Origin of the sequence: Sorangium sp. So ce145 (assembly GCF_051525985.1) — a bacterium.
GTDB lineage: Bacteria > Myxococcota_A > Polyangia > Polyangiales > Polyangiaceae > Sorangium > Sorangium cellulosum_B.
Window position 1 is genome coordinate 11913272 of record NZ_CP150315.1, and the last position, 23108, is coordinate 11936379.

The 23108-nt window shown below is 70.2% G+C and carries 15 protein-coding genes; 5 read left to right on the plus strand and 10 right to left on the minus strand.

The genetic code is table 11. The annotated features are described in order from the left end of the window. Positions 1–284: 284 nt before the first annotated feature. The 5 genes from WMF34_RS44265 to WMF34_RS44285 all read right to left on the minus strand — a co-directional run bounded on the left by WMF34_RS44265 (position 285) and on the right by WMF34_RS44285 (position 11056). Positions 285–4157, minus strand: coding sequence for a protein kinase domain-containing protein (locus tag WMF34_RS44265; RefSeq protein WP_437991592.1), 3873 nt, complete (start codon positions 4155–4157; stop codon positions 285–287). 99 nt (positions 4158–4256) lie between these two features. After that, complete coding sequence (locus WMF34_RS44270) at positions 4257–5750, minus strand: OmpP1/FadL family transporter (RefSeq protein WP_437991593.1); 1494 nt, start codon at positions 5748–5750, stop codon at positions 4257–4259. A gap of 29 nt (positions 5751–5779) precedes the next feature. After that, complete coding sequence (locus tag WMF34_RS44275) at positions 5780–7594, minus strand: acetyltransferase (RefSeq protein WP_437991594.1); 1815 nt, start codon at positions 7592–7594, stop codon at positions 5780–5782. A gap of 2 nt (positions 7595–7596) precedes the next feature. Continuing rightward, positions 7597–9546 carry a hypothetical protein gene (locus WMF34_RS44280; RefSeq protein ID WP_012241262.1) on the minus strand — a complete coding sequence of 650 codons (1950 nt, stop codon included), beginning with the start codon at positions 9544–9546 and terminating at the stop codon, positions 7597–7599. A gap of 214 nt (positions 9547–9760) precedes the next feature. Continuing rightward, positions 9761–11056, minus strand: a complete 1296-nt coding sequence (locus tag WMF34_RS44285; protein WP_437991595.1) for a ketopantoate reductase family protein — start codon at positions 11054–11056, stop codon at positions 9761–9763. A 210-nt stretch (positions 11057–11266) separates the two neighbouring features. Here WMF34_RS44285 and WMF34_RS44290 point away from each other — a divergent pair, with 210 nt between their 5' ends. Next, a complete protein-coding gene (locus tag WMF34_RS44290; protein ID WP_437991596.1) occupies positions 11267–12436 on the plus strand; it encodes an AAA family ATPase in 1170 nt (389 codons plus the stop codon). Continuing rightward, entirely contained in the window at positions 12433–13266 is an 834-nt protein-coding gene (locus tag WMF34_RS44295) for a hypothetical protein (RefSeq protein ID WP_437991597.1), read from the plus strand. Before WMF34_RS44290 ends, WMF34_RS44295 begins: the two co-directional genes overlap by 4 nt. Before the next feature lie 81 nt (positions 13267–13347). Here WMF34_RS44295 and WMF34_RS44300 read toward each other — a convergent pair whose 3' ends face one another. The 5 genes from WMF34_RS44300 to WMF34_RS44320 form a co-directional block, all read right to left on the minus strand. Next, positions 13348–14298, minus strand: coding sequence for a diacylglycerol/lipid kinase family protein (locus tag WMF34_RS44300; protein ID WP_044967255.1), 951 nt, complete (start codon positions 14296–14298; stop codon positions 13348–13350). Positions 14299–14369: 71 nt separating this feature from the next. Next, positions 14370–14708 carry a hypothetical protein gene (locus WMF34_RS44305; RefSeq protein ID WP_012241267.1) on the minus strand — a complete coding sequence of 113 codons (339 nt, stop codon included), beginning with the start codon at positions 14706–14708 and terminating at the stop codon, positions 14370–14372. 63 nt (positions 14709–14771) lie between these two features. After that, the gene (locus WMF34_RS44310; protein WP_012241268.1) at positions 14772–15785 is read right to left on the minus strand and encodes a YihY/virulence factor BrkB family protein; all 1014 of its coding nucleotides are present in this window, start codon (positions 15783–15785) and stop codon (positions 14772–14774) included. 337 nt (positions 15786–16122) lie between these two features. Beyond that, a complete protein-coding gene (locus tag WMF34_RS44315) occupies positions 16123–16842 on the minus strand; it encodes a MerR family transcriptional regulator (protein WP_437991598.1) in 720 nt (239 codons plus the stop codon). A gap of 164 nt (positions 16843–17006) precedes the next feature. Next, positions 17007–19268 carry a bifunctional salicylyl-CoA 5-hydroxylase/oxidoreductase gene (locus tag WMF34_RS44320; RefSeq protein WP_437991599.1) on the minus strand — a complete coding sequence of 754 codons (2262 nt, stop codon included), beginning with the start codon at positions 19266–19268 and terminating at the stop codon, positions 17007–17009. Positions 19269–19357: 89 nt separating this feature from the next. Here WMF34_RS44320 and WMF34_RS44325 point away from each other — a divergent pair, with 89 nt between their 5' ends. The 3 genes from WMF34_RS44325 (at position 19358) to WMF34_RS44335 (ending at position 23074) form a co-directional block, all read left to right on the plus strand. Further along, on the plus strand, positions 19358–19642 hold the full coding sequence (locus tag WMF34_RS44325; RefSeq protein ID WP_437991600.1) for a hypothetical protein: 285 nt from the start codon (positions 19358–19360) through the stop codon (positions 19640–19642). Positions 19643–19992: 350 nt separating this feature from the next. Further along, the gene (locus WMF34_RS44330; protein ID WP_437991601.1) at positions 19993–21684 is read left to right on the plus strand and encodes a DUF1592 domain-containing protein; all 1692 of its coding nucleotides are present in this window, start codon (positions 19993–19995) and stop codon (positions 21682–21684) included. Between the two features lie 43 nt (positions 21685–21727). After that, the gene (locus WMF34_RS44335; protein ID WP_012241272.1) at positions 21728–23074 is read left to right on the plus strand and encodes a DUF1552 domain-containing protein; all 1347 of its coding nucleotides are present in this window, start codon (positions 21728–21730) and stop codon (positions 23072–23074) included. Positions 23075–23108 lie beyond the last annotated feature (34 nt).

Sequence of the window (23108 nt, forward strand, 5' to 3'; positions counted from 1 at the left end):
GAACAGCGATACGGTTTTGCAGGCGCCATGCCACGGCCAACGGGCCGGGCGTCCGTCGGCGAGCTCCCGCGCTTACGCCGAAAACGAGGCCTATCGCTCCCCGGATCTCCGGAGCTGAGCACGAGGCTGCCGAGCCCCCTGTCTCTCTGGAGGAGACACCTGTTCCTCGCGGAGAACAGCGTGCCGGCTCGCGGCGAACAGCCACGACGTGAGCTCATCATCCGATGAGAGCGTCCTGAGCTCCACTCCCTCCACCAGGAGGGAAACGCCTTGTACGGCGAGGATCAGCCGCCGAGCCACCGCCGTGCGAGCTCGAGCGTGCGGGCGTTGTCGGGGACGTGCTGGAGAAAGCGCTCGCGCCAGGCCGGGTCGCCGAGCTTCTCGGCGCGCGCGAGCAGGGCCGTCCTGGCCGCGCCGATCGCGGCGGCGGCCTCGTCGTGCCTACCGCTCGCGGCGAGCACCTCGGCGCAGGTGAGGCGGACGAACGACTCGCCCTCTTCGATGGTTCCGAACGACTCCAGCGTGGCGTTGGCGTCGGCTGCTGTCCGGACTGCCTCGTCGATGCGGCCGAGCCCGAGCAGCACGCGCGCGAGGACCGCAAAGGCCTGCACGCCGAGCGTCGGTATGCCGGGAGCGAGCGAGACGGCAGCGCGCGCTTCGCGCTCCGCGGTCTCGAGATCGCCGGCGGCGAGGGCGATCCTCCCGAGGCAGCAGCGGGACATCATCTCCACACGCGCGCCGCTCGCTTCCCGGCTCGGCGTGACGCTCGCTTCTGCGAGCCTCCGCGCCTCGGCCAGCTGCCCGCGATGCGTGAGGATCTGCGCGAGGTTCGACTCCACGACGATCTTGAGATCCCAGAGCTGCAACCGGTCGGTCTCGTCCCTGGATGCGCGCAGCAACGACTCCGCCCTCTCGAAGTCGCCGAGCTCCGCGTAGAAAAATCCGAGATTTGCTCGGGCGCTGCAGGTATTGCGACGATCGCCAGCCTGGTCAAAGGCGGACAGCGCGGTCTCCAGGCGGTTCGCGGCGGCGCTGAGGTCACCCGTGCACATCGCGTAGCACGCGCGCGCGTCGTGGAGGCGTCCAATCACCCCGATGTCTTGTATCCCTGATTCTGCGAGAGCGCGCTCGACGGTCTCCATCAGAGCGTCCCCTTCGGCATAACGCCCCCACATGGTCACCACCATCGAACCGGCGATGAGACAGGTGAGCTTGACGCACTGAGCGTTGCCCGCGGCTCGTGTATCCGCCGCCATGGCGAGCCATCGCTCCAGCGCGTCGAACGATCCCTGCTTGGACGAGGCCAGGCACATCTGCTCGATGGCTGAGAACCATGTGGTCGAGCCTCGCTCGACCCGCTCGATCGCCTCCAGGCCTCGCTCCACGGCGAGGGCGGAATCGCCGCTCCATACATGCGCTTCGGCTTGAACTCGGCGGAGCCTGCCCGCGGTCTCTCCGGCGGCGCCGCAGCCGATGCCGCGATCGGCCCGCTCCAGCGCCGTGCGCAGATCGTTGCCGCGAAGCGCCTCTTCCGCGGCGCGCAGGTACGCCTCTGCCGCCCGCGCCGGCGCGCCGCCAAGCTCGAAGTGCTCCGCGAGCGCCATCGCGTCTGCGCCGCCGGTCCGTTCCAGCCAGTCGCCCGCGAGCGCGTGGCCGACACGGCGGTCGCGCTCGGTGAGCATGCCATAGGCGGCATCCCGGACCAGCGCATGGTGGAACCCGTACTCCACCTCGCCTGCGACCCGCGCCTCGTGGCGCCGCAGGATGAGCTCCCGCCGCGCGAGCTCGCCCAGCCGCGGCGCCACCGGCGCGCCGCCCACGAGGGCGGCGATTCCACCCTCCCAGAACGTCTCACCGAAGACGCTCGCCGCGCGCAGCACGCGCCGCTCTTCGACGTCCAGCGCCTCGAGCCGCGCCTGCACCATGGCGAGCGCCGTCTCGGGCATGCCCGCGCTCCTGCCCTCGGCGACCGCGCGGATCTGCTCCTCCAGCATGAACGCGTTGCCCTCGGCGCAGGAGAGGAGCCTCTCGATCTGCTCGGCGCCGATGCCATCCCCGAGCACCTCCCGCACGAGCCGCTCACCCGCGCGCCGGGGCAGCGGCGCGAGGCTGAGACGGAGGCCGTGGCGCTCGCTCCAGAGCGCCGGGAAGAGCTCGTCGACCTCTGGACGAGCGAGCGCCAGGACGAACAAGGGCAGGTCCCTGGCGTGCCGGAGCGCGGCGTCGATCAAGGTCACCGTGGGCAGATCGCCCCAGTGGAGGTCCTCCAGCACCACGAGCACCGGCTGCCGCTGGCACTCGGCCTTGACGAAGTCCACGAACGCCTCGCGGAGGCGATCGCCCATCAGCATCGGGTTCTGCCGCGCCGCGCTGAGCTGCACGTCGCCTTCGTCGGGGAACGCCGTCCCGACGAGCTCGCCGAGGAACGCCGCGACGTGCGGGCGCTTGGCCCCGAGCCCCTCGAGCTGCTCGACCCGGTCGCGCACCTTGCTCCGCCGCACCTCCAGCGGCTCGCCGTCGAGGATACGCATGGCGCGGCGGAGCGCCTGGGACAGCAGGCCGAACGCGGAGCCGGCCGCCATCGGATCGGCCCTGCCGATCCAGATCTCGGCGGCCTCGCGCCGCTCCTCGAGGGCGCGGAGGAACTCCCAGGCGAGGCGCGACTTGCCAAGACCGGGGGCACCCACGACGACCACGGCGCTCGCGGAGCCCTCGTCCACGCAGTTGCGCCACTCGGCCGCGAGCTGAGAGAGCTCGCGCTCGCGCCCTACACAGGGCGTCGGCTTCCCGAGCAACCTGGGGACGGTGTCCGGCTCCGCCTTGGGGCCGCGAAGCCAGCATCCTCCGGGCTCGCGCGCCGTATCGAAGCGGCTCGCGAGCAGGCTCGCCGTCGCTTCGTCGAGCCGGATGCCCGAGGGCAGCGGGCCGTCACGCCCGGCGATGAGCTGCGCCACGCGATCGACGAGCGCGCCGACAGGCAACCTCCCCTCGATCTCCGCCAGCCCCGTGGCGACGGCCATCGGTGCGCGGCCAAGCTCCGTCCGGAGCGCGAGCGCGCAGTGGGCCGCTCGCACCGCGAGGTCGGTCGGAGACTCGGCGCCCGACAGCGCGACGAGCAGCCAGCGCGATTGGAGCACATCGAGGCTCCCGCCGTGGCGCGCCACGATGTCCCGCAGCGCCTGGGTCTGCGCGGCGCCCTCGGCGTCCGAGAGCGTGGCGTCTGTCTCGTCTGTGCCGTTGGCGGTCAGGATGACACACATGACCCTGCGCTCGGCCGTCGTGATCGCCTCGCTCGACGCGGACGGCGCCGAGACGGCGCCCGCTCCGCCGTGGCGCCCGTCGGCCAGCACGGCGAGCTCCGCTGCGACGGCGGCGCCGTCGCGCGGCCGCTGCGCTGCCTCCTTCGACAGCATCCGCGTCACCAGGCGCTCGAACGGCTCGGGGATGTCGCCGCGGAGCTCCCCGAGCCGCGGTGGATCTTCCAGGACGACCTTCACGAGCAGCGCGAGCACGCTGCCGCCCAGGAACGGCGGGCGCCCGGCGAGGCACTGGAACAGCACGCATCCGAGCGCGAACACGTCGGCGCGGGCGTCGACGGCCAGGTCGCCGCGCGCCTGCTCGGGGGAAAGGTACCCGGGCGTTCCAAGGATCGCTCCGGGCGACGTGAGGCTCAGATCGAGCCGGAGATTGCGCGCGATACCGAAGTCGAGCAGCGTGACTCGCTCGACGTCGCCATCGACGAGCATCAGGTTGCTCGGCTTGAGGTCGCGGTGAACGATGCCGAGGCCATGGACGGCGCCAAGCGTCGCCGCCACGCGCGCGGCCAGCGTCACGCTCTCGTCGAACGTCAGCGGTCCTTCGGCGAGCCGCTCCTCCAGGGTGACGCCTTCGAGCCACTCCATGGCCAGGTACGGCTGCCCCGCGCCGGTCACGCCGTGCGCGACATACTGCACGACGCCGGGCAACCGCAGCGTGACGAGCGCCTGCGCCTCTCGCGCGAACCGGCGCAGATCGCGCTCGCTCGCGCCCCGCAGGACCTTGAGCGCGATCGCCGCTCCCGAGAGCCGATCGCGCGCGCGGTACACGTCCCCCATCCCGCCGGAGGCGGCCAGACGCTCGACTTCGAACCGATCCTCGACGAGGTCCAGCACGTGCATGGCGCTTCCTATGTACTCGCGCCGGGCACCCGACGGCGGTTCGGCGCCGCAGAGCCGTTGCCCAACGATGTCGTGCCGCCGGCGGCCGGCAAATCGCGGTCAGAACACGAACTTGAGGTGTCCGCCCACCGTCGCGAGCACCAGCGAGTACTCCCCGTTGCCGAGGTCGTAATCCGAGCCGGTCACCGTGCGCGGCAGGATGCCCTGCACGCGGACGTCGCCCGAGAGCGACACGCGATCGCTGAGCTTCAAGACACCCCCGACGTCCCCGATCAGCCGGTGGTTGTCGGGCGAGGCCACGTCGATCGTGCTGTCCGGCGAGGCCGCCGACTGATACCCGACCGACGCCGTCGCCAGGAACGCCTCGCTCAGCTTGTACTTGGCGCCGATCTCCGCCCACACCGTGTCGTTCCACCTGCGCGGCAGCGTCACGGTGACGCGATCGGTGATCCCGAGCTTCGGCTGGGCGAGGTCCGGAGAGGAGGCCTCGACGACGAACGCCTCGATGTCCGAATAGAGCACGTACGAGAGGAGCCCATCGAGGCTGAGCTTGTCGTTCACCCGGTAGCCGACGCCGGCGGTGAGCCGCTTGGGGAGCGTGAACGAGAGCTCCACGTCGCCCTCGACCAGCGGCTTGTAACGCAGGCCCTGCTCGGCGAGGTCCTGCGTGAAGAACGGGTGGTCCATGTCGATCGCGAACTTGCCCTTGTACCGCATCGCGGCGCTGTGCTGGTACGTGAGGCCGAAGCGAAGGTCCTTGTTGGGATTGAAGGCGAGCCCGAGGTGGAAGGAGGCGCCGTGCGACAGGGCCTCCTTGATCGAGATGGAGCGCGCGAGGACGTCGAGCTCGCGCAGCTCGGACGGCGTGTTCGGGCCGAAGTCGTTGTCCTGCTTGAGGTAGTCGAGGCCGTCGTGGAACTCCTTGAGGCTCCCGAAGTCCTGCACCTTCGAGAGCTCCGCGAGGCCGCTGACGTAGGACAGGCCGGCGCCGAGCGAGACCTGGTCGGTCAGCTTGAGCCCGGCGGCCGCCGTGAGCGACGTGGAGACGATGAACGCCTGCCGGAGCTGCCAGCGCTGCGCGCCGTCCTGGAAGCTGAGCGCCGCGGCATAAGGGACATACAGGCCGACGCCCACGGTCAGGCGGTTCGGCAGGGCCGGGATCGCCAGGAAGGCGTTGCCCGTCGGCGCGATCGGCGTCGTCGACACCTCCTCGGCGCGGCCGCGCTTGCTGGCGTCGACGTTCGCCGGATCGAGCGGGAGCTTGAACTGGAGCGTGTCCGGCGTCTGGTACGTGCCGCGCCGCTCGCGCTGGTAGGTCGCGTGGCCGACGATGAGGCCCGCGCCCAGGACGAGCTCCGGCCGCTGGACCCCCGCGAGCTCGGCCGGGTTCCAGTAGACGGCCGCGGCGTCGGACGTCGTGGGGCCCGAGAGGCCGCTCGTCACCCAGGGCGCGTCGATGCCCGAGGCGTGCGCGTCCCGCGCCGTCAGGCAGGCGAGGCCTGTCGCGAGCGAGAGCGCGGCGAGCTCACGTCCTGTTCGTTGACGCGCACGGGCGCGGGCGCGGGGCCGCGGGGGCGGCAGAGCTCCTTGCATGAGACGGGTCCTCACGGTGGGGGGGCCGATCACTGGATCCGGGTGAGGGTGAGCGAGAGGCGATGGGGGCTCGGCTTGTCGCCGATCCTGATCTCGTAGCGGCGCCCCTCGTCGTCCGCGAAGTACAGCGTATCTCCCGCCTTGACCTCCACCTTCTCGTGGAGCGCGTCGCCGTCGATCTCCTCGGTCGTCGACACCTTCTTCTCGAGCGCGGGGTCGGAGAAGAAGCCAGGGCTCTCGTAGGCATAGTCGCGCACGCGCACGCCGTCCGCGTCCTTGCGGATGTCGTCGGGCGCGACGAAGTAGAGGTAATCCCGCCGGCCGGCGACGCCGCTCTCGGTGCTCGGCTGGTAGAGGTAGAAGTCCGCGTCGCCGGCGGCGTTGTCGTTGAGCTCGAGCGCCATGTCCTTGAGGACCGCTGGATCGCTCGCGAGGTTTTTCTTGATGCTCGCGACGAGATCCTCGGTCTTCACGCCGACCGGCACGTCGCGCAGGGTCACCTCGAGGTCGGCCTCCCCCTCGGCGAGGCCGCCGTCATGGAGGCGCGCCTGGGCGACGTCGAGGAGGATGTCCCAGAAGTAGGACGGCGCCGGAGGCGGGTCTTCGAGAATGACGCTCTCGTCGACGCTGATCTCGGTCCATCCGCTCTCGTCGATGCAGACCTTCACGGCCTCGAAGTCGCTCATCGACGTGCCCGCGGGCCCGTAGCTCGAGCAGTGATCCTCGATCTTGGCTGCCCTGAGCTCACCCGCGCGGGCGAGGATGTGCTCGAACTCCCAGAGCGGCTGTTCCCACACGGGCGAGTTGCCGCGCGGCGCGGGCTCCTTGCTCGTGCCGCCCGGCAGGAGCATCGCGCTCTCGGGGATGGCCAGCGTCAGCTCGCCGATGCTCAGGTTCCTGGCGAGGTTGTCCAGGACGAGCCAGTCCTCCTGGCTGAAGTCGAACAGGGTGTCGATCTGGCCCGGCGTGCTGTTGACGCTCGCGACATCGGCCATCGTGGCGTCGACCCCCTTGTACGGCAGGGCATTGACGTCGACCCGGACCGTCATCGTGAAGTCGTCGAGGGCCGCCTTCACCCCCGACGCGGCCTTGATGAAGCCGGGGTGCTTCGCGCCGTCCGGGTCGTCCGGATGGAGCGGCGTCGGGCCGAACTGCGCGGCGAGGCCGGCGAAATCGGTGACGACATCGTACAGCGTGACAGGGATGGAGTGGGGCGCGACGGGGTAGACGCCGTCCGGGTGCTCGTCGTTCGTCGGCCCTCTCCGGTGCTGGGTGTTCGGGTGGGTGCTGACGAGGTTCTCCAGGACGGCCTGTGAGGTGATCTGGACGGGGATGAGCCGCTCGTTGCCGGCCGCGCCCGTGAGGTCCGAGAGGATCTTCGACGTCGAGAGCCCCACGGCGTTGCCGACCCCGAGCAGGCCCTCGAGGCTCGTGCCGCGGAGGTCGGCGTTCTCCGGCGTCATGTTCAGGAGCCCGACGAGGTTCCGTGACGCGGGCGGGAGCGCCGCGATCTCCGCGGGGGGCATGTACATGACCTTGAGCAGCGCGTTCTCGATGAGCGTCGAGATGTCGAGATCGAGCAGCCATATCCCCTCGAGGGTGGGCCGCGGGATGGCCTTGAGCTCGTCGAGCGTGAGCGTCTTGGCGAAGCCCCTCGCGTCGAACCGCAGGAACTCGAGCGTGAGGGTGCGGCTCTGGCGCACGCCGAGCGCCGGCGGGGGCGGCGCCTGCTCCACCGTGACGGCCTCGACGCAGCCGGGCAGCGCAGAGAGCGCGGCGGCGAGCAGGGGGCCGAGCCGGGAGAGCTGGCGGGCGGCGGGGCGGGTGAGAACTCGCGCTTCCATGATCAGAGCTTCTCCACGTCGGCGGTGATCTCCACCGGATCGTCGCTCTCGGGCACGTAGAAGCGGACCTCGTAGACGGCGCCCTCGTCGTCCTGCATGTACAGCGTGGTCTCGCCCGGCGGCAGCCTGTATTTCTCGTGCGTCGTGTCGTCGACGCCGTCGAGCTCCTTGCTGGAGACCTTGCTCGCCTCGCTGAGATCCGGGCTCGTGAAGAAGCCGGGACTTTCGTAAGTGTAGGCGCGAGGGGCCTCCGAGCTTTGATCCGAAGGCCGGAGGTCGTCCTCGGCGACGAAGAACAAGGTGGGCGCGCCGTCGGGCGCGCCGCGGCCGTAGAAGAAGTCGAGCGCGTCGTTGTTGATCCAGTAACGGCCCAGGATGATCTCGGCGATCTCGCTGGCCTGGCTCTGCAGGGTCGGGCGGAGCTCGGCCACGATCTCGTCGGCCGTCAGGCCGATGCCGACGTTGTGGAGCGCGAAGACCGGCTGGGCGGCGCCTTCGGGGATCTCGGGGTTGCCGTCGCCGGTGGGATCGTGGATGGCGACCTGGCCGACCTCGGTGAGCAGCTCCCAGAAGAGCTGCGACGGCGGTATCGGGGGAGGTTGGTCGGAAACCAGGTCGGTGAAGGCCGTCCAGCCGCGCGGGTCGCCGTTCTGGCCGATGGTCACGCCCACCCGGCACGTCCCGCTCAGGCGGAAGTAGCACCCTGTGAAGGGCACGCGCTCGCTATACGTAAGATAAGCCGCCTTGCCCACGATGTGCTCCATCATGAATGGAGGGGTGGACCATACCGTGTTGGAGCCGACCGGCATGTCTGGACGGTTCTCCTTGCAGGCGGGCGCGTCGGCCTCGATGCACGCCTTCACCTTGGTGGGCAGCTCGCGCAGCGAGATGCGCATATCGATCGTCGGTGAAGGGGCGATGCCGCTGATCTGGAGCTTCTCCGGGTCGGTGAAGTCGAACCGGAGCGGCGCGTCGCCGTCCCGGAGGAACATGTCACCGCCGCCCTTCGAGAGATCGACCCCCGAGACCCTGCGTAGGCCGGACTCGGCGACGACGCGCATCTGGAAGTCGGGCAGGAGGACATCGCTCTTCGTCGTGAACGTCTCATCGTCCCGCACGAGCACGCCTGGATGATCCCCGCTGGGTCCGAGCTTCTCGGACAGCGGCTGGAGATCGACCAGGGCCTCGTAGAGGCTGACAGGTATCCTCAAGCCATCTGGACTGGCGATGGCCGGGTGTGTGCCGAGCAGCTGCTGCTGGAGGGCGAGGATGAGCTTGGGTATCGGCACGAAGGGGGCCGTCCGGTTGCTGCGCACGGCCGTCGGATCCGGCTGGACCGCCAGATCGAGGGTGATGCTGTCGGCGAGGACGTCCGCGAAGTCGAACCCGAATGTGCCGGGGGGGTTCTCCTCGAAGATCGCCTGCAGCCCCTCGAGCGACGTCCCCGTCACATTGGCGTTGGCTGGCGTCATGCTGAGCAGCCGCACCAGCGCGAACTCCGGGGACGTCTGCCACTCATCCCCGAAGCTCTGGCCGAGCTCGGTGAGCGAGCAGTTATGGCCCGGGTCCGGGCTGTCGTTCTGCCACGAGGTCCCACACGCGTTCTGGATCTGCTCGAGCGCGTTCCGGAGCAGCCCGGTCGTGTCCACGTCGAGGATCGTGATCTGCTTGGCGCCGTCCTCGCCGAAGACCTGGAGCGCCTTCTGCTTGTCGAGCTCCAGCACGACCGACGGGAGCTCGGCGTCGTCGATGCGCAGGCGGAACCGGTTCGGCTCGACGATGACCGAGCCGCCGCCTTCGCCGCCTTCGCCGCCGCCCCCTCCGCCGCCGGCGGCGCCGCTGCCGCCGCCTCCGTCGTCGCCGCACGCGGCGAGCGCGGCGAGCAGCACGAGGGAAACGCCGCGGAGCGCGGCGCCGCGCCGGGAGGAGAGGGCGAGCGAGAAGTGCGTCATGCGAGGGTTCCTCGTCGAGGGATCTGTTGGGATCCGCAGGAAGAGACGCCCGATGCTACCGAACTTCGACGCCACGGCGCGACAAAGAGTTCGTGCAGCGACGGCGCGGTGAGCTCGATCCGCAACGACGCCAGGAGCGCCAGGACACGTGTCGGTGTCCTCCGGCTGCTCGCCCGCTTGTCGGTCTTCTGTCGCCGAGCTGCTCGGCGCCAGTCTATGCGTCCCTGAGATCGCTCTGGACGTTCGCTGCTGGCAGGGACGGCTCGCCCGATGCGTCCGCCTGTGCGTTCGTCGCGGTCGTCGGCGGCTCGTGCGGCGGCGCCGCGGGCGGCTCAACCGGCGGGGCCGCGGGCGGCTCGGCCGGCGTCGCCGGCGGCGGGGGCCGCATGGACGACGGCGCGCCCACGAGCTCGCGCGTCCGGTCGAAGAACGCGCGCAGCAGCGCGAGGCTCGGCTTGCGCTTGCCCGCCGCGATCGCGAGCACCTCCTCGCGGATCGCGGCGTTGATCGGCGTCGCGATGCCGAGCGCCGCGCCGCGCTCGATGACCTCGCCGTTCAGGAAGTCGACGGCGGGCGGGCGGCCTCGCTCGATGGCGGCGAGCATCGAGGAGCGCATGCGGCGGAAGCGCGCGCCCACCGCGAGCAGCAGCGCGTGCTTCGCGAAGAGCCCCGGCGAGCCCACGGCGGAGCGCTCGGCGTCCGTGAGCGCGATCCAGTCGAGGTCGAGCGTCCCTGCGACCTTCTCGAGGCGCACGCCGAGCGCGCGCGAGACCTGCACGGTCTCGGTCATGATCTCCAGCGCGAGGCGGCGGACGAAGCGGTGCCTGAGCAGCACGCCCAGGCGATCGCCGCCGACGGTGCCGAGCGACGAGATGGCGCAGTTGATGGCGAGCTTCGACCAGCGCGCGCCGGCGAGGTTGTCCGTCACGGTCGTCGGTCCGATCGCCTCGAGGATGCGCGCGAGCTCGTCGAGGCGCGGGTCGCTCGCCCCGTCGAGCCGGCCGAGGACGAAGCCGCCGCTCGAGGTGCGGTCGTACACGCCGGGCTCCACCATCGAGGCGCCCCACGCGACGATCCCCCCGAAGGTGCGCTCCGGGCCGGCGATGCGCGCGATGCGCTCCTCGCAGAGGCCGTTCTGGAGGCAGATCATGGCGCCCGTCGGGGCGAGGTGCGCGACCGCGTCCCGCGCGGCCTCCTCGACCTGCGGCGGCTGCGTCGCGAGGAGGATGTAGTCGAAGGGGCGGGTGTCCGGGCCGAGCTCCCGCACCGCGCGGCCGCCGACCGTGCCAGGGCTCGCGTCGCCGCGCACCCGGAAGCCGATGGCGTTGATGGCGTCCGCGATGAGCGCGTTCGTCGTGAAGGCGGTGACGTCGTGGCCCTGCTCGAACAGGTACGCGGCGACGATGCCGCCGATCCCGCCGCAGCCGACGACGAGCAGCCGGGGGGCGGAGGAAGCGGGGGCCACGGGGGTGCCCGGGGCAAGCTCGGCAGGTGAATCGGTGAAGCTCATGAAAGATCCATTACCACCGCTGCGGCGCGGGCTCGATGGGCTCGAGGGGAGCGGCAGGGGGGACAGGCTGCTCCGACGCGCTGCCGCGGAAGCGGCGGGAGCGACCGTCGGGGGGCTCCGCAGGAGCGCGATGACGGGACGCGTCGAATTGTGCCGCCTCTGCCGGCGCTCGCGCTGGTGATGTCCCGCCGAGCGGCGTACAAACACGCCATGTCGACCGAGCGATCAGCGCCCGGCTTGCGGCTCACGAGGCTGGACGTCCGCAACTTCCGCGGCATCGACGAGATCAGCCTCGATCTGCGCGACGCACAGGGGGCGGCGATCGATCTCGTCGTGCTCGCGGGGGCCAACGGCTCTGGCAAGACGGCGCTGCTGGAGGCGATCCTCCTGCTGCTGCACAGGCCGGAGAAGCTGCCGCGCGATGCGGCGCCCCTCCGGGAGCAGATCCGCTTCGGAGCCGAGGCCCTGGAGCTCCGGGGGGAGTTTCGTTTCCAGGAGCGCGACGAGCTCGTGGACTTCCATACCGAGCTGCGCGTCGCGCACGATACACCTGCACGATCGGGAAATTTCCTCAGAGCTCACGGCCTCGAGCCTCAGGAGACCCTCCCGGGTTACGGCTGGAGCAGGGATGCTCGGTTCGACGCGAATGTGGAGTACTTCTCCGCCCGGCGTGAGCCCGAGGCGCTCGGCGAAGTGGTCAATCCGGGCGGCGCGCGCTCCGACGTCGAGGCGCACCGGCTGCGCGAGCTGAAGAGGCGCCTCATCAGCGCCTACTATCGCGATCTTCGCGCCCAGGCGCGGCGCGCGAAGCCTGTCACGGAGGCGCCCGCCAACGGGGGAGCGCGAGCCGCCCAGGACGACGGCCCCTTCGCCCGCCTGCAGCGCCTGTGGGAGCGCTTCAACGGTGCCGGGCAGACGCTCGACGTGATCCCGGTGAGCAATGATCCCGGCTCCGGCGACGAGGTGGTCCTCCGCGACGACCGCCCCGTTCCCGAGGACGTGACCAGCCTCGAGATGGCGCGCCGGCTCGCCCCGGCCCGCCCCGATATCCCGCGCATGGTGCCGCTGGATCGTCTGAGCTCCGGCCAGGTATCCTTGCTCGCGTTCGCTGGTCCGCTTGTCTTCCGGGACGCGCCGACCGACGTTCTGCTGATCGACGAGCCCGAGCAGCACCTGCACGTCCAGTGGCAGCGCCTGCTCATACCCGCCTTGCGGGAGCTCTCCCCGACGACGCAGATCCTCGTCGCGACGCACTCGGAGTCCATCCTGGACTCGGCCTTGAGCTACGAGCGCTTCATCCTCGTCGAGCACGAGGATCCGCGGGCCCATCTGGACGATGACGGGGAAGAAGAGCTGCTCGCGGCGACCCCGCCCTCATGAAGACCACGCTGCGCGAACTGTACCGGGGTCCGCTCACGGTCTGGGTCGAGGATCGCGTCATCCACGCGGTGCTCACCGATGTGTGGGGCGATCCGCAGATCAACGTGCTCGTTGGCGATGGCAAGGCGGGCGTGACGCACATGGTTAACGCAAGCCCGCCCGGGCTGCATGTCTATGGCGTGGTGGATCGCGATTTCGAGGACGACAACGCGGCCAAGTGGACATCGCCGGGCTGCCGTGTGCTCCGGTTGCCAGCTCACGAGATCGAGAATCTGCTGCTCGACTTCGATGTCCTGGCATCGCTGTCCGGCAGCGAGCCGGCGGCCCGCATCCGGAAGCTCGCACACGACCACGCGCAGAAGATGCGGTTCTGGATGATCTGCTGTCGCGTGCTCTGGGACATGCAACGAGATCTGGGCAAGGGCTTCCCCGAGCGTCCGCCGAATCCCACGGGGCTGCAGAGCCTCGATGAGGTAAAGCGATACCTCGAAAACAGCGCCTACTGGTCCGAGCACGGCGTTGCCTGGCAGCGCTGGCGCCAGGGCGGCGTGCGCTCGCCGTGGATTGATGCCGCTTGCAACGAGCTCCAGAAACACCTCGACAATGACGAGTGGATCCGTTCGTTCTCGGGCAAGGAGATCTTCCGCTTCCTCCGGTCGAATGTCTCGGGTCTCGATCGCACGCCGGCGCGACCCCCGCAGCCGAGCTCATCCGAGCGAGACCTGAACCTGGCCAAGGCGATCGCCCGCATGATGCGGGAGGTTGGCAGTAGCCCGCCTGTGTTCGTCGAGCTCCGGCAGGTGCTGCGGAAAAAGGCGGGCCTTACCTGAGGACCTCGCGGGCTCCCGTGCCCCTCGACCGCCGCTGCGGCAGCCCACGGCCCCGCCCGATCCGCGTGACTTGCGACCCCCTCAATCGACCGGCGCCAGCACCTCGATCGCCTTCGGCTCCAGCGTGACCGTGATGGGCAGCTTCCCGAGCGGCTCGCCGTCCACGTCGAGGAAGAACGCTTGCTCGACGTCGCGGTTCAGGAGCGTGAGCTCGATGCTGTCGCACTGGAAGTGGCGCACGTCCGGGTGGCGGATGTGCGAGCCCGTGTACATCCCGGTCGACACGGCCGCGAAGCGGAGGTGGGGCGCGGCGCCCAGGTCGATGACGTCGAACACGCCGTCGTCGAGCTTCGCCATCGGCGCGAGCTGCATGCCCGCGCCGAAGAAGCGGCCGTTGCAGATGCCCAGCATGCGCGTCGAGATCTCCTCTTCGCGCCGCTCCCCGCGCAGCGTCGTCACGCAGCGCACCCGGCCGACGCGGCTGCGGACGAGGCCCTGGAGCGAGGCCAGCGTGTAGGCGAGGGTGTTGCCGAGCACCCGCGACGACTCGTTGACCAGCGAGACCACGATGCCGCTCATCCCCGTGGAGAGGATGTTGACGAAGAACGCGTCGGCCCGCTGGCCGTCGCGCGTCTCGTAGGAGAGGCGGCCCACGTCGATCTGGCGCGTGTGGCCGCTCGCGATCGCGGTGCAAAAGTTGTCGAGCCGGCGGGTGAGCTTCAGCGTCTTGCAGAGATCGCTGCCGGTGCCCGCGCCGATGATCCCGAGCCGCGTGCCGGTGGCGCCCCGGTCCCTCGCCTGCATGAGGCCGTTCACCACCTCGCTGATGCTGCCGTCCCCGCCGACCGCCACGACGGTCTCGCGCCCGCCGAGCGCGGCTTCGCGCGCGAGATCGACGGCGTGGCGCGGGCGATCTGTGCGCACGATGTCGACGTCGCCGAGGATGCGGCGGATGGGCGTCAGCATCTCGTCGAAGAGCCTGCCCGTCTTTCCGCCGCTGGACCGGGGGTTCACGATGAGGAGGGGGCGCATGCTGGCACCGATGCTAGATGCCGCAGGCCGCCCAGGGCGAGGTGTTTTTGTCGCGAGCCGCGCGCCGGCGGTCACTGCTTCGTGCAGCCGCAGCCGCAGTCGTCGCTGAAGTAGCTCCAGCCGGGCTCGCACACGAAGCGGATCCGAGCGCACTCGTCATGGCTCTGCCCGACGTACTTGAGCATCGGGCTGTCGGTCCCGCAGCCTGACGGGCCGCTCGTGCCCGGCGCGCCGCCGGCGCCGGTCGGCTCGCCCTCCGGGCCCCGCACGCTCCCCGTCTCCGCGCCCTTCGCGCCGTCGGCCGGCGGAGCTGCCACGGGCGCGCCGCTCGGGGCGCCGCGGCAACCCGTGACGAGCGAGCCGATCAGCACGAGCAGCGATGGCGAGGAGGGGAGGTGTCGAGTTGGCATGAAGGTGGCTCCAGTGGCAGAGACAGGCCCGCTGCGCGGGGCTCGGCGGTGAAGGGGCACCGCCTATGCCCTCCCTCGATGGAGCTCCGAGCGGCGCGTGCCGGCGGGGTGGGAGAGCGCCGCGTCGCTGCCCGTGCTCTCGTCGCGCGGGGCGCGCGCGGCGCCGGCCGGGAGCGCGGCGCCCTGGGCCTCCTCCTTCTCGGTCTTGGGCAGATCCGCCCCCGTATCGCTGGCATCCTTGGCGCCCGTGCGCTTCCCCTCGGGCGAGCGGTGCTCGATGATGGCGTTGATCTCGGCCCCGAGGAGCACCGCCAGCGAGGAGATCCACATCCAGAGGAGGAGGATGATCACGCCGCCCAGCGCGCCGTAGCTCACCTCGTAGCTGCCGAACCGGCTCACATAAAAGGAGAAGCCGAGGGACGCGAGGACCCAGATCACGACCGCCACGACCGAGCCCGGGGTGATGAACTTGAACTGCTGCTCGACGTCGGGGAGCAAGTAATAGAGGGTTGCCAGGACCACCATCACGATGAGCGCCGACACCGGCATGCGCAGCCAGAGGACGAGCGTCGCGAAGGGGCCGAGGTGCGCGGCGAGCGCCGGCGTGGCGACCGCGAGCGCCGAGGCGATCGTCAGCAGGACGGCGCCGCCGAGCGTGACCAGGAGGGCGATCCCGCGGCGCTTGAGGTACGACCGCTTGTCCTCGACGCCATAGGCAGAGTTGAGCGCGTCCATCAGCGCGGTGACGCCGCCCGAGGCGGCCCAGACCGCGCCGAGGGCGCCGACCGTCAGGAGCGCCGGGCTCTGCCCCCCGGTGAGCGCCTGAAGGCGCTCGCCCAGGATGTTGGCCACGGCGGGCGGGGCCACCTGGTACAATTCGCTCATCAGCTGCGCGGACTCGGCAGGATCGATGACCAGGCCGGCGAGGGCGACCGCGAAGAGCAGGAACGGGAAGATCGCGAGGACACCGAAGAACGCCAGCGAAGCAGCGATGGTGTCGATCTTGTCCTTGATACATTCCTGCTTGATGTCGTTCAGGAAATCCTTCCAGGGGATCTCTCTTCCGGGCAGGTGCATGATGGACCTTCGGTGGGCGCATGGAGCGCTGCTGGGTTCTTCCTGGGGCGGCTCGCGCAGGAGGCGCTGTACGCTGTCATGAAAAGCAACGCGGGTGCCAGGCCTTCGGCTGCAGCTCCCCGGACAGGTCGGCGATTTTCGCGCGCGGGGCCCCGGCCGAGCGCGGGGGCGGCTCGATCCTCGCGCGTGGCGCGAATTGCCCCACACGGCAGAACGGCCACGGCGCGAGCGCCCGAGGCCACCTGCCCGGGCGCTCGCGCGTGGCCTCCGGCCGGCGGCGCGGGCGCTCCGCCCCGCGCGGCCGGGCGCTCCGCCGGCGGCCTGCCGGCGCCGCGAGCTAGCTCATCGCCTTGCCGATGAACTCGTGCAGCTCCGGATCCATCCCGTGCTGGGTCCTCACCGACGGCTCCTGCCTGTACATCGTGTTGAGCGATCGCTCGATCCCGGGGTTCTTCCCCGTGAACGCGTCGATGAGCTCCCGCATGCGCTTCACGATCTGCTGCACCGGCTCGCCCTTCGGGTCGGAGCCCTTCTGCATCTCCGCCCGCATGTCGTCGTAGATCTGCTTCCACGCCGACTCGGCCTCACGCATCTTCTCGGGGCCCATCGCGTCCGCGCGCTGCTTGAGCTCCTCGAGCTGCTCTGGGGTGTAGTATTTCTCGATCATGGTCATCACCTCGATGGTTTGAAGGAGCTGCTCCACAGAGACGTCCTCTCCCGACCGCAGGACGTGGGCCAGGCCCTCGAGCCGCGCGCAGAGCCGCTGCTCCAGCGCGATCTGCTCGCGCAGCCGCGACAGGTGGAGCTCGACGGTCTGGAGCGGAGAGAACCCCGGCTGGTCCAGGCACGCGGCGATCTGCTCCAGGCTGAAGCCGAGCTCGCGCAACGACTTGATCTGCTGGAGCCGGGCGACGTCGCCCGCCGAGTACATCCGGTGTCCCGACGCGGTGCGATGCGACGGGGCGAGCAGGCCGATCTCCTCGTAATAGTGGAGCGTGCGGACGGAGAGGCCGGTCTGCCGGGCGAGATCGCCGACTTTCAACGGTGCTGAACGCATGGCGTTACCCCTGTTTCCAGGGCGGGTGAGCACGTCCATGCCCCGGAGGCTAGGTCCTCACGTAGCGTGAGGATCAAGGGCCCGCCTTCACTTTTTGTCGCTCGACCGGGGCGCCGCGCGGAGCGGCCCGGTCGGGACAGGCCTCTCCCTCGCCCCGCGCAGGGTCACCGCATGCGGAGCGTGTATCTCTCGACCGACCTGTACTGAGGTGGCCAGTCGATGTCGAAGCCCTGCTCCGCGGCGGCGTGCCGGGTCCAGTACGGGTCGTAGAGGTGCGCCCGCGCGAGCGCGCACAGGTCGGCTCTCCCGGCCGCGACGATGCTGTTCACGTCCGCGTAGCTCTGGATGTTGCCCACCGTGATCGTCGGCACGCTGGCTTCCAGCCGCACGAGCTCCGAGAGCGGCGTCTGGAACAGCCGGCCATGCTCCGGTTTGCTGGACGGGTCCGTCTGGCCTGCCGAGACGTGGATGATGTCGGCGCCGTGCTCGCGCAGCATCGCCGAGAGCGCGATCAGATCGTCCGTCGTGAGCCCGCCAGGCGCCCAGTCGGTGGCGGAGATGCGCACGCTCATGGGCTTCTCCGCCGGCCACGCGGCCCGCACCGCGTCGAACACCTCCAGCGGGTAGCGCATCCGGTTCTCGATCGGGCCGCCGTACGCGTCGTCGCGCCTGTTCGTGAGCGGCGAGATGAAGCTCGCGAGCAGGTAGCCGTGCGCGCAGTGCAGCTCGATCAGGTCGAACCCGGCCTCGTCCGCCCGCCTCGCCGCCTGCACGAAGTCCGAGGTCACCTGGTCCATGTCCCCGCGATCCATCGCCTTCGGGACCTGGCTCTCCGCCAGGTACGGGATGGCGGAGGCGCTGAGCAGCGGCCAGGCGCCGCGCTCGAGCGGCACATCCATGCCCTCCCAGAGCAGCTTCGTCGCGCCCTTGCGCCCGGCGTGGGCCAGCTGGACGCCGATCTTGGCCCGGGAGCGCGCGTGGACGAAGTCGACGACGCGCCGCCACCCCTCGACGTGGCCGGGGCGATAGAGCCCCGCGCAGCCCGGCGTGATGCGCGCTTCGGCGCTGACGTCGGTCATCTCCGTGATGACGAGCCCTGCGCCTCCGAGCGCCCGGCTGCCGAGGTGGACGAGGTGCCAGTCGTCGATCTGCCCGTCCTCGGCCGAGTACTGGCACATGGGCGACACGACGACCCGGTTCTCCAGCACGAGCGATCGCAGCCGGAACGGCGTGAACATCGGCGGCGGGGGCGCCCCATCCCCGGCGAGGAGGCGCGCCCCCGCCTGCGCCTCGGCCTTGCGCGCCACGTGCGCGTCGATCTCGCGCACGAACGCCGGGTCGCGCGCCTTCAGGCCCTCGTGCGTCACCCGCAGGCTCCGCGTCAGCAGGCTGAACATGAACTCCACCGGGTCGAGCGCCATGTAGCGCTCGGTGTTCTCGAACCACAGCAGGCTCACCTGCGCGGCCCGCTGGAGCGCGAGCACCTTGGGCTTGCGCTCCGCCTCGTACGCGGCGAGCGCCTCGGGCACGCGCCGGTGCCGCTCCAGGCTGTCGACGAGCGCGATCGCGTCCTCGAGCGCGAGCTTCGTCCCCGAGCCGATCGAGAAGTGCGCCGTGTGCGCGGCGTCCCCGAGCAGCACCACGTTGCCCGCGCTCCAGCGCTCGTTGTGCACCGTGGGGAAGCTCCGCCAGACGCTCCGGTTCTTCAGCAGCCGGTGTCCCTGGAGCTTCTCGGCGAAGAGCTCCTCGAAGTACGCGATCGTCTCGTCCTCGCCGGCGCGATCGAGGCCCGCGCGCCGGAAGGTCTCCTCCCGGCACTCGACGATGAAGGTCGAGCGCTCCGGCTCGTAGCGGTACGCGTGGACCCGGAAGAGGCCGTGGCGGTTCTCCTCGAAGTAGAAGGTGAAGGCGTCGAACGGGAACGTCGTGCCGAGCCACACGAACCGGTTCGGGCGGACGTCGATGCGCGGCCCGAACCGGTCGGCGAACCGCTCGCGGATCCGGCTGTTCACCCCGTCGGCCGCGACGACGAGATCGCTCCCGGCGAGGGCCTCCTCCGGATCCGTCACCTCCTCCTCGAAGCGCAGGACGACGCCGAGCTCGCGCGCGCGGTCCCCCAGGATCGCGAGCAGCTTCCGGCGCGAGAGGCCGCTGAAGCCGTGCCCCCTCGACACGAGGACGCGCCCGCCGAAGTGCGCGTGGAGCTCGTCCCAGTGCGCGAGGCTGCTCCGGATCGCGTCGTAGCTCGGGCGATCCGCGTCGGCGAGGCCGTCGAGCGTCGCGTCCGAGAACACGACCCCGAAGCCGAAGGTGTCATCGGGCCGATTCCGCTCCACCACGACGACCTCGCGCCGGGGGTCTGCCTGCTTCGCCAGGAGGGCGAAATAGAGGCCCGCCGGCCCGCCGCCCACGCATGTGATCCTCAATGCCCTGCTCCTCTGCTCCCGCGTCTGCGCCCGCGCCGGAGCCTACACGAGAACGTCGAGGTACAGCGCCGCTCCGGTGGAAATCAAGGGTGGACAGGATCGAAGAACGGGATTTCCGGGACGTGCAAGAGCTGGTTCGCATCATCGCGCGATCGAGCGCGGCAGTCCGTGCCGTCGCTCGGATCACACAGGCGGCCGGCGACGCCGTTATCAGAGACGACCACCCCACCCGATTTCATGGAGGCTCCGAGAGCGCCGCGAGCATCGGTGTCGAGCCTGACGCTCAGAGAGCGAATGTCGGCGCGCTGGAGCTGACGGGTCTGCCTGACCTGACAATTCCCCTCATGGATTGGCATTGGGGGGCGGAAAATTGAACAGAGAGACGAGGTGACGGGGAGGGAGAACGGTGGGATTTTTTCCTCCCCGTCTCCCCGTCTCCCTGTTCAATTTCTCCGGAAAATTCGAGGGAATGCTCCTTCTGCCCTGAATGCCTCTGCATGAGCGCCTCCGGGCGACAGACGAAGGGGTTGGTCGGCGGGCGGAAGTAGGGTAAGCCTGGATCAGAAGAGCGATCGCCGGGAATAATGTAGACCGAGCCCCGAGGTGACGCCGGGGCGCACGTACCGCTCTGCTTCAAATATTCTCCTTAGCCACGATGCGGCTCATCGCCGGGGCACGCCTCGGCATGGGCCAGGTGAATTCCACCCGAACGGCTGGTCACTCCATGAGCAAGACAGCGCCGCCCGACGCCGATCGATCGGTACCATTCCTCCGCCGTTCCATCGCGGCGGGCATGTTCGCGATGGGGCTCGTCGGCCTGACGGCGGCTGCCTGCACCGGGCAGCTCGGCGATGGGAGCCCGGGCAGCTCCAACGACGACAGGCCCATCGACCCGGTCACCGGGAAGCCGGCCGCGTACGACTGCAGAGAGGCCCGAACGAGCCCCGGCGTGCTGCGCCGTCTGTCCAAGGTCGAGGTCCAGCTGACCCTTCAGGACCTGTTCCAGCTCGACGAGCCGCCCGCCGTGGAGAGCATCCCGGAGGACACCGGGCAGGGCGGCTTCCGGACGATCGCCGCCCTCCAGAACGTGTCGGATCAGCACCTGCGCGCCTACCTGGCGATCGCGGAGACGCTCGGGCAGGAGCTCATGGCGGACGAGGCGCGCCGGACATCGGTGCTCGGCTGCGAGCCGGAGGCCGACGATTGCCTCGAGCGCTTCGTGCAGCGCTTCGGCAAGCTGGCGTATCGAAGGCCGCTCTCGGCCGAGGAGGCGAGCGATCTGGTCGCGCGGGCGAGCGAGGTCGCGCGGGACAGGGAGGACGCGTTCCGCTTCGTCATCGAGGCGCTGCTGACCTCGCCGAGCTTCCTGTTCAGGATCGAGGTCGGCGCGGCCGGCTCGGAGACGTCGACCTTGACGCCGCTGGAGCTCGCGTCGCGGCTGTCGTTCACGCTGTGGGGCCGGTCCCCGAGCGCGGCGCTGCTCGAGCGGGCGGAGTCCGGCGAGCTCGACAGCGACGAGGGCCTCCGCGCGGTCGCGGAGGAGATGGTCGGAGACGAGCGGACGCAGGTCTTCTTCAACGCCTTCTTCAAGCAGTGGCTGACCTTCGAGCAGCTCCGCGCGCCGGTCAACCCGGACGCGTCGTTCACGCCCGCCCTGCTCGAGGACATGATCGCCGAGAGCGAGCTCGTCCTCGGCGAGCACGCGTTCACCCCAGACGTCGACTTCTTCGACGCGCTCACCGCGAATCACACGTATGTCACGCCGGCGCTCGGCAAGTTCTACGGCCTCGAGGTGCCGGGGGACGGCGTGAGCCGCGTGGAGTTCCCGGCCGGCCACCACCGCGCGAACACGGGGTTGCTCACCCACGCGAGCCTCATCAGCGCCAAGAACGACGGTGATCTCATCGCCGTGCGCGGCCAGTGGCTCCGGGCGGCCTTCCTCTGCGAGAAGATCTCGATCCCCGCCGGGCTCCTCGAGCAGCTGGAGAGCGAGCTCTCGGGCCTGACGTATCTCGAGGTCCTCCAGAAGCGCAACACCCAGGAAGGGTGCGCTGGCTGCCATGCGCTCATCGATCCCATCGGCGTCGGCTTCGCCCAGTACGACAAGCTGGGGAAGTACGATGGGAGCATCGGTATCGACGAGTTCGGGCTGGAGCCGCGCCTGGAGGGCGCGGCCAACGAGTCGTTCGACTCGCTCGCTGCCCTGGCGGCGGAGCTGCGGCGGAGCCCCGATCTGGCCGCCTGCGTCGCGGAGAAGCTGTTCATCTACACCCAGGGGCGCGAGCCTGCGGCCGAGGACCGCTGCGCGATCGACGCCTCCGCGGGGAGCTTCACGCAGGACGGCAACCGGTTCCGCTCCTTCCTGACCGCCATCGTGCGCTCGCCGGAGTTCCGGCTGCGGAGGGCGCCAGAGTGATGTGCTCGCACACGGTTCGACCGACGGAAGAGGAGTGTCGCCAGTGAAGATCTCGAGAAGAGCTCTGCTCCGCGGGGCGGGTGTCGCGGTCGCCCTGCCGTTCCTCGACGTGATGCGGCCCCAGCGCGCCAGCGCCGCACCGGCGGATCCGAAGCGCTTCGTGGCGTTCTTCGTCCCGAACGGCACGGATCCCGGGGCGTGGCACCCGAAGACGGAGGGCCCGCTCTCGGCGGAGGGGCTGCCGCCGTGCCTCGTCGACATGAACGGCTTCGACGCCGAGCGCGAGTGGCCGGCGGGGGACGCGATCTGGCGCGACGTCACCATGGTGTCCGGCGTCGACCACCAGGTGATCTGCTCCGACATCCACAGCCCGGCCATGGCGCTGTGCGCCCACACCGACGGCGGCGGGACGGCCGTCCCGCGCAAGGCCACGCTCGACCAGTACCTCGCCAACCACATCGCGGCCGAGACCCCGTTCCGCAGCCTCAACCTGTCCCCCACGGGCGACACGGCGGTCACGCAGGGCTTCATCTCGTTCAGGGACGGCGGTCAGGTCGAGGATGCCTTCCGCGATCCGGCGAAGGTGTTCGACACGCTCTTCAGCAACATGGGCAACCCCAGCGAGGAGATGGACGACATCCGGCGGCGCCGCGCCAGCGTCCTCGACTGGGTGCGAGAGGACGCGAGGCGCCTGAACCTGCGCCTCGGCGCGGCGGACCGGGCGCGCGTGGAGCAGCACCTCGAGTCGGTGTTCGAGCTGGAGAAGCAGATCCAGTCCACGACGCAGTCGGGCTGCGCCGTCCCCGGCGCGCCCACGAAGGGGCAGAGCTTGCACGGCAAGTTCAAGCAGATGATCGATCTCGGGCTCCTCGCCCTCACCTGCGACCTGACGCGGGTGCTCGTCCTGCAGTACTCGAACAGCTGGGGCCTCGACTTCGCCGGGTACGATCTGCCCGACGGCGTGGGGGACTGGAGCGACCACTTCATCTCGCACAAGCTCGGCGATCGCGACCGCGCGACCGATCTCGACGGGCTGCCGCAGGCGGAGGCGATGCGCATCGCGAACGCCCGCGTCGTCCAGACCTCGCGGTTCAAGGTGCGCCGCTTCGCCTACCTGCTCAACGCGATGAAGGCCGCCCAGACGGCGACGGGCAACCTGCTCGACGAGTCGCTCGTGCTCTACACGTCAGAGAACGGCGACGGGGACTCCCACGGTCGGACCAACATGCCCATCATGCTCGCCGGCCACGTCGGGGGGTTCCAGACAGGCCGCGCCATCAAGGCCAACAAGCCCCCGACCGGCGCGCTCCATTGCTCCATCATCAACTACTTCGGCGTCGAGCTGTCGGAGTACGGCGACCCGGCGGGCAAGCCGATCGCCGGCCTGTGAGCCTCGCGCGCCGCGAGGCCTGCCCGTGACACCT

Bases quoted from the DNA above. Each gene is read 5' to 3' on its own strand.
- WMF34_RS44295 (WP_437991597.1), top strand. From the start codon at position 12,433: ATGAAGACCACGCTGCGCGAACTGTACCGGGGTCCGCTCACGGTCTGG.
- WMF34_RS44280 (WP_012241262.1), bottom strand. From the start codon at position 9,546: ATGACGCACTTCTCGCTCGCCCTCTCCTCCCGGCGCGGCGCCGCGCTC.
- WMF34_RS44265 (WP_437991592.1), bottom strand. From the start codon at position 4,157: ATGCACGTGCTGGACCTCGTCGAGGATCGGTTCGAAGTCGAGCGTCTG.
- WMF34_RS44310 (WP_012241268.1), bottom strand. From the start codon at position 15,785: ATGCACCTGCCCGGAAGAGAGATCCCCTGGAAGGATTTCCTGAACGAC.
- WMF34_RS44270 (WP_437991593.1), bottom strand. From the start codon at position 5,750: ATGCAAGGAGCTCTGCCGCCCCCGCGGCCCCGCGCCCGCGCCCGTGCG.
- WMF34_RS44285 (WP_437991595.1), bottom strand. From the start codon at position 11,056: ATGAGCTTCACCGATTCACCTGCCGAGCTTGCCCCGGGCACCCCCGTG.
- WMF34_RS44300 (WP_044967255.1), bottom strand. From the start codon at position 14,298: ATGCGCCCCCTCCTCATCGTGAACCCCCGGTCCAGCGGCGGAAAGACG.
- WMF34_RS44275 (WP_437991594.1), bottom strand. From the start codon at position 7,594: ATGGAAGCGCGAGTTCTCACCCGCCCCGCCGCCCGCCAGCTCTCCCGG.
- WMF34_RS44330 (WP_437991601.1), top strand. From the start codon at position 19,993: ATGAGCAAGACAGCGCCGCCCGACGCCGATCGATCGGTACCATTCCTC.
- WMF34_RS44290 (WP_437991596.1), top strand. From the start codon at position 11,267: ATGTCGACCGAGCGATCAGCGCCCGGCTTGCGGCTCACGAGGCTGGAC.
- WMF34_RS44305 (WP_012241267.1), bottom strand. From the start codon at position 14,708: ATGCCAACTCGACACCTCCCCTCCTCGCCATCGCTGCTCGTGCTGATC.
- WMF34_RS44315 (WP_437991598.1), bottom strand. From the start codon at position 16,842: ATGCGTTCAGCACCGTTGAAAGTCGGCGATCTCGCCCGGCAGACCGGC.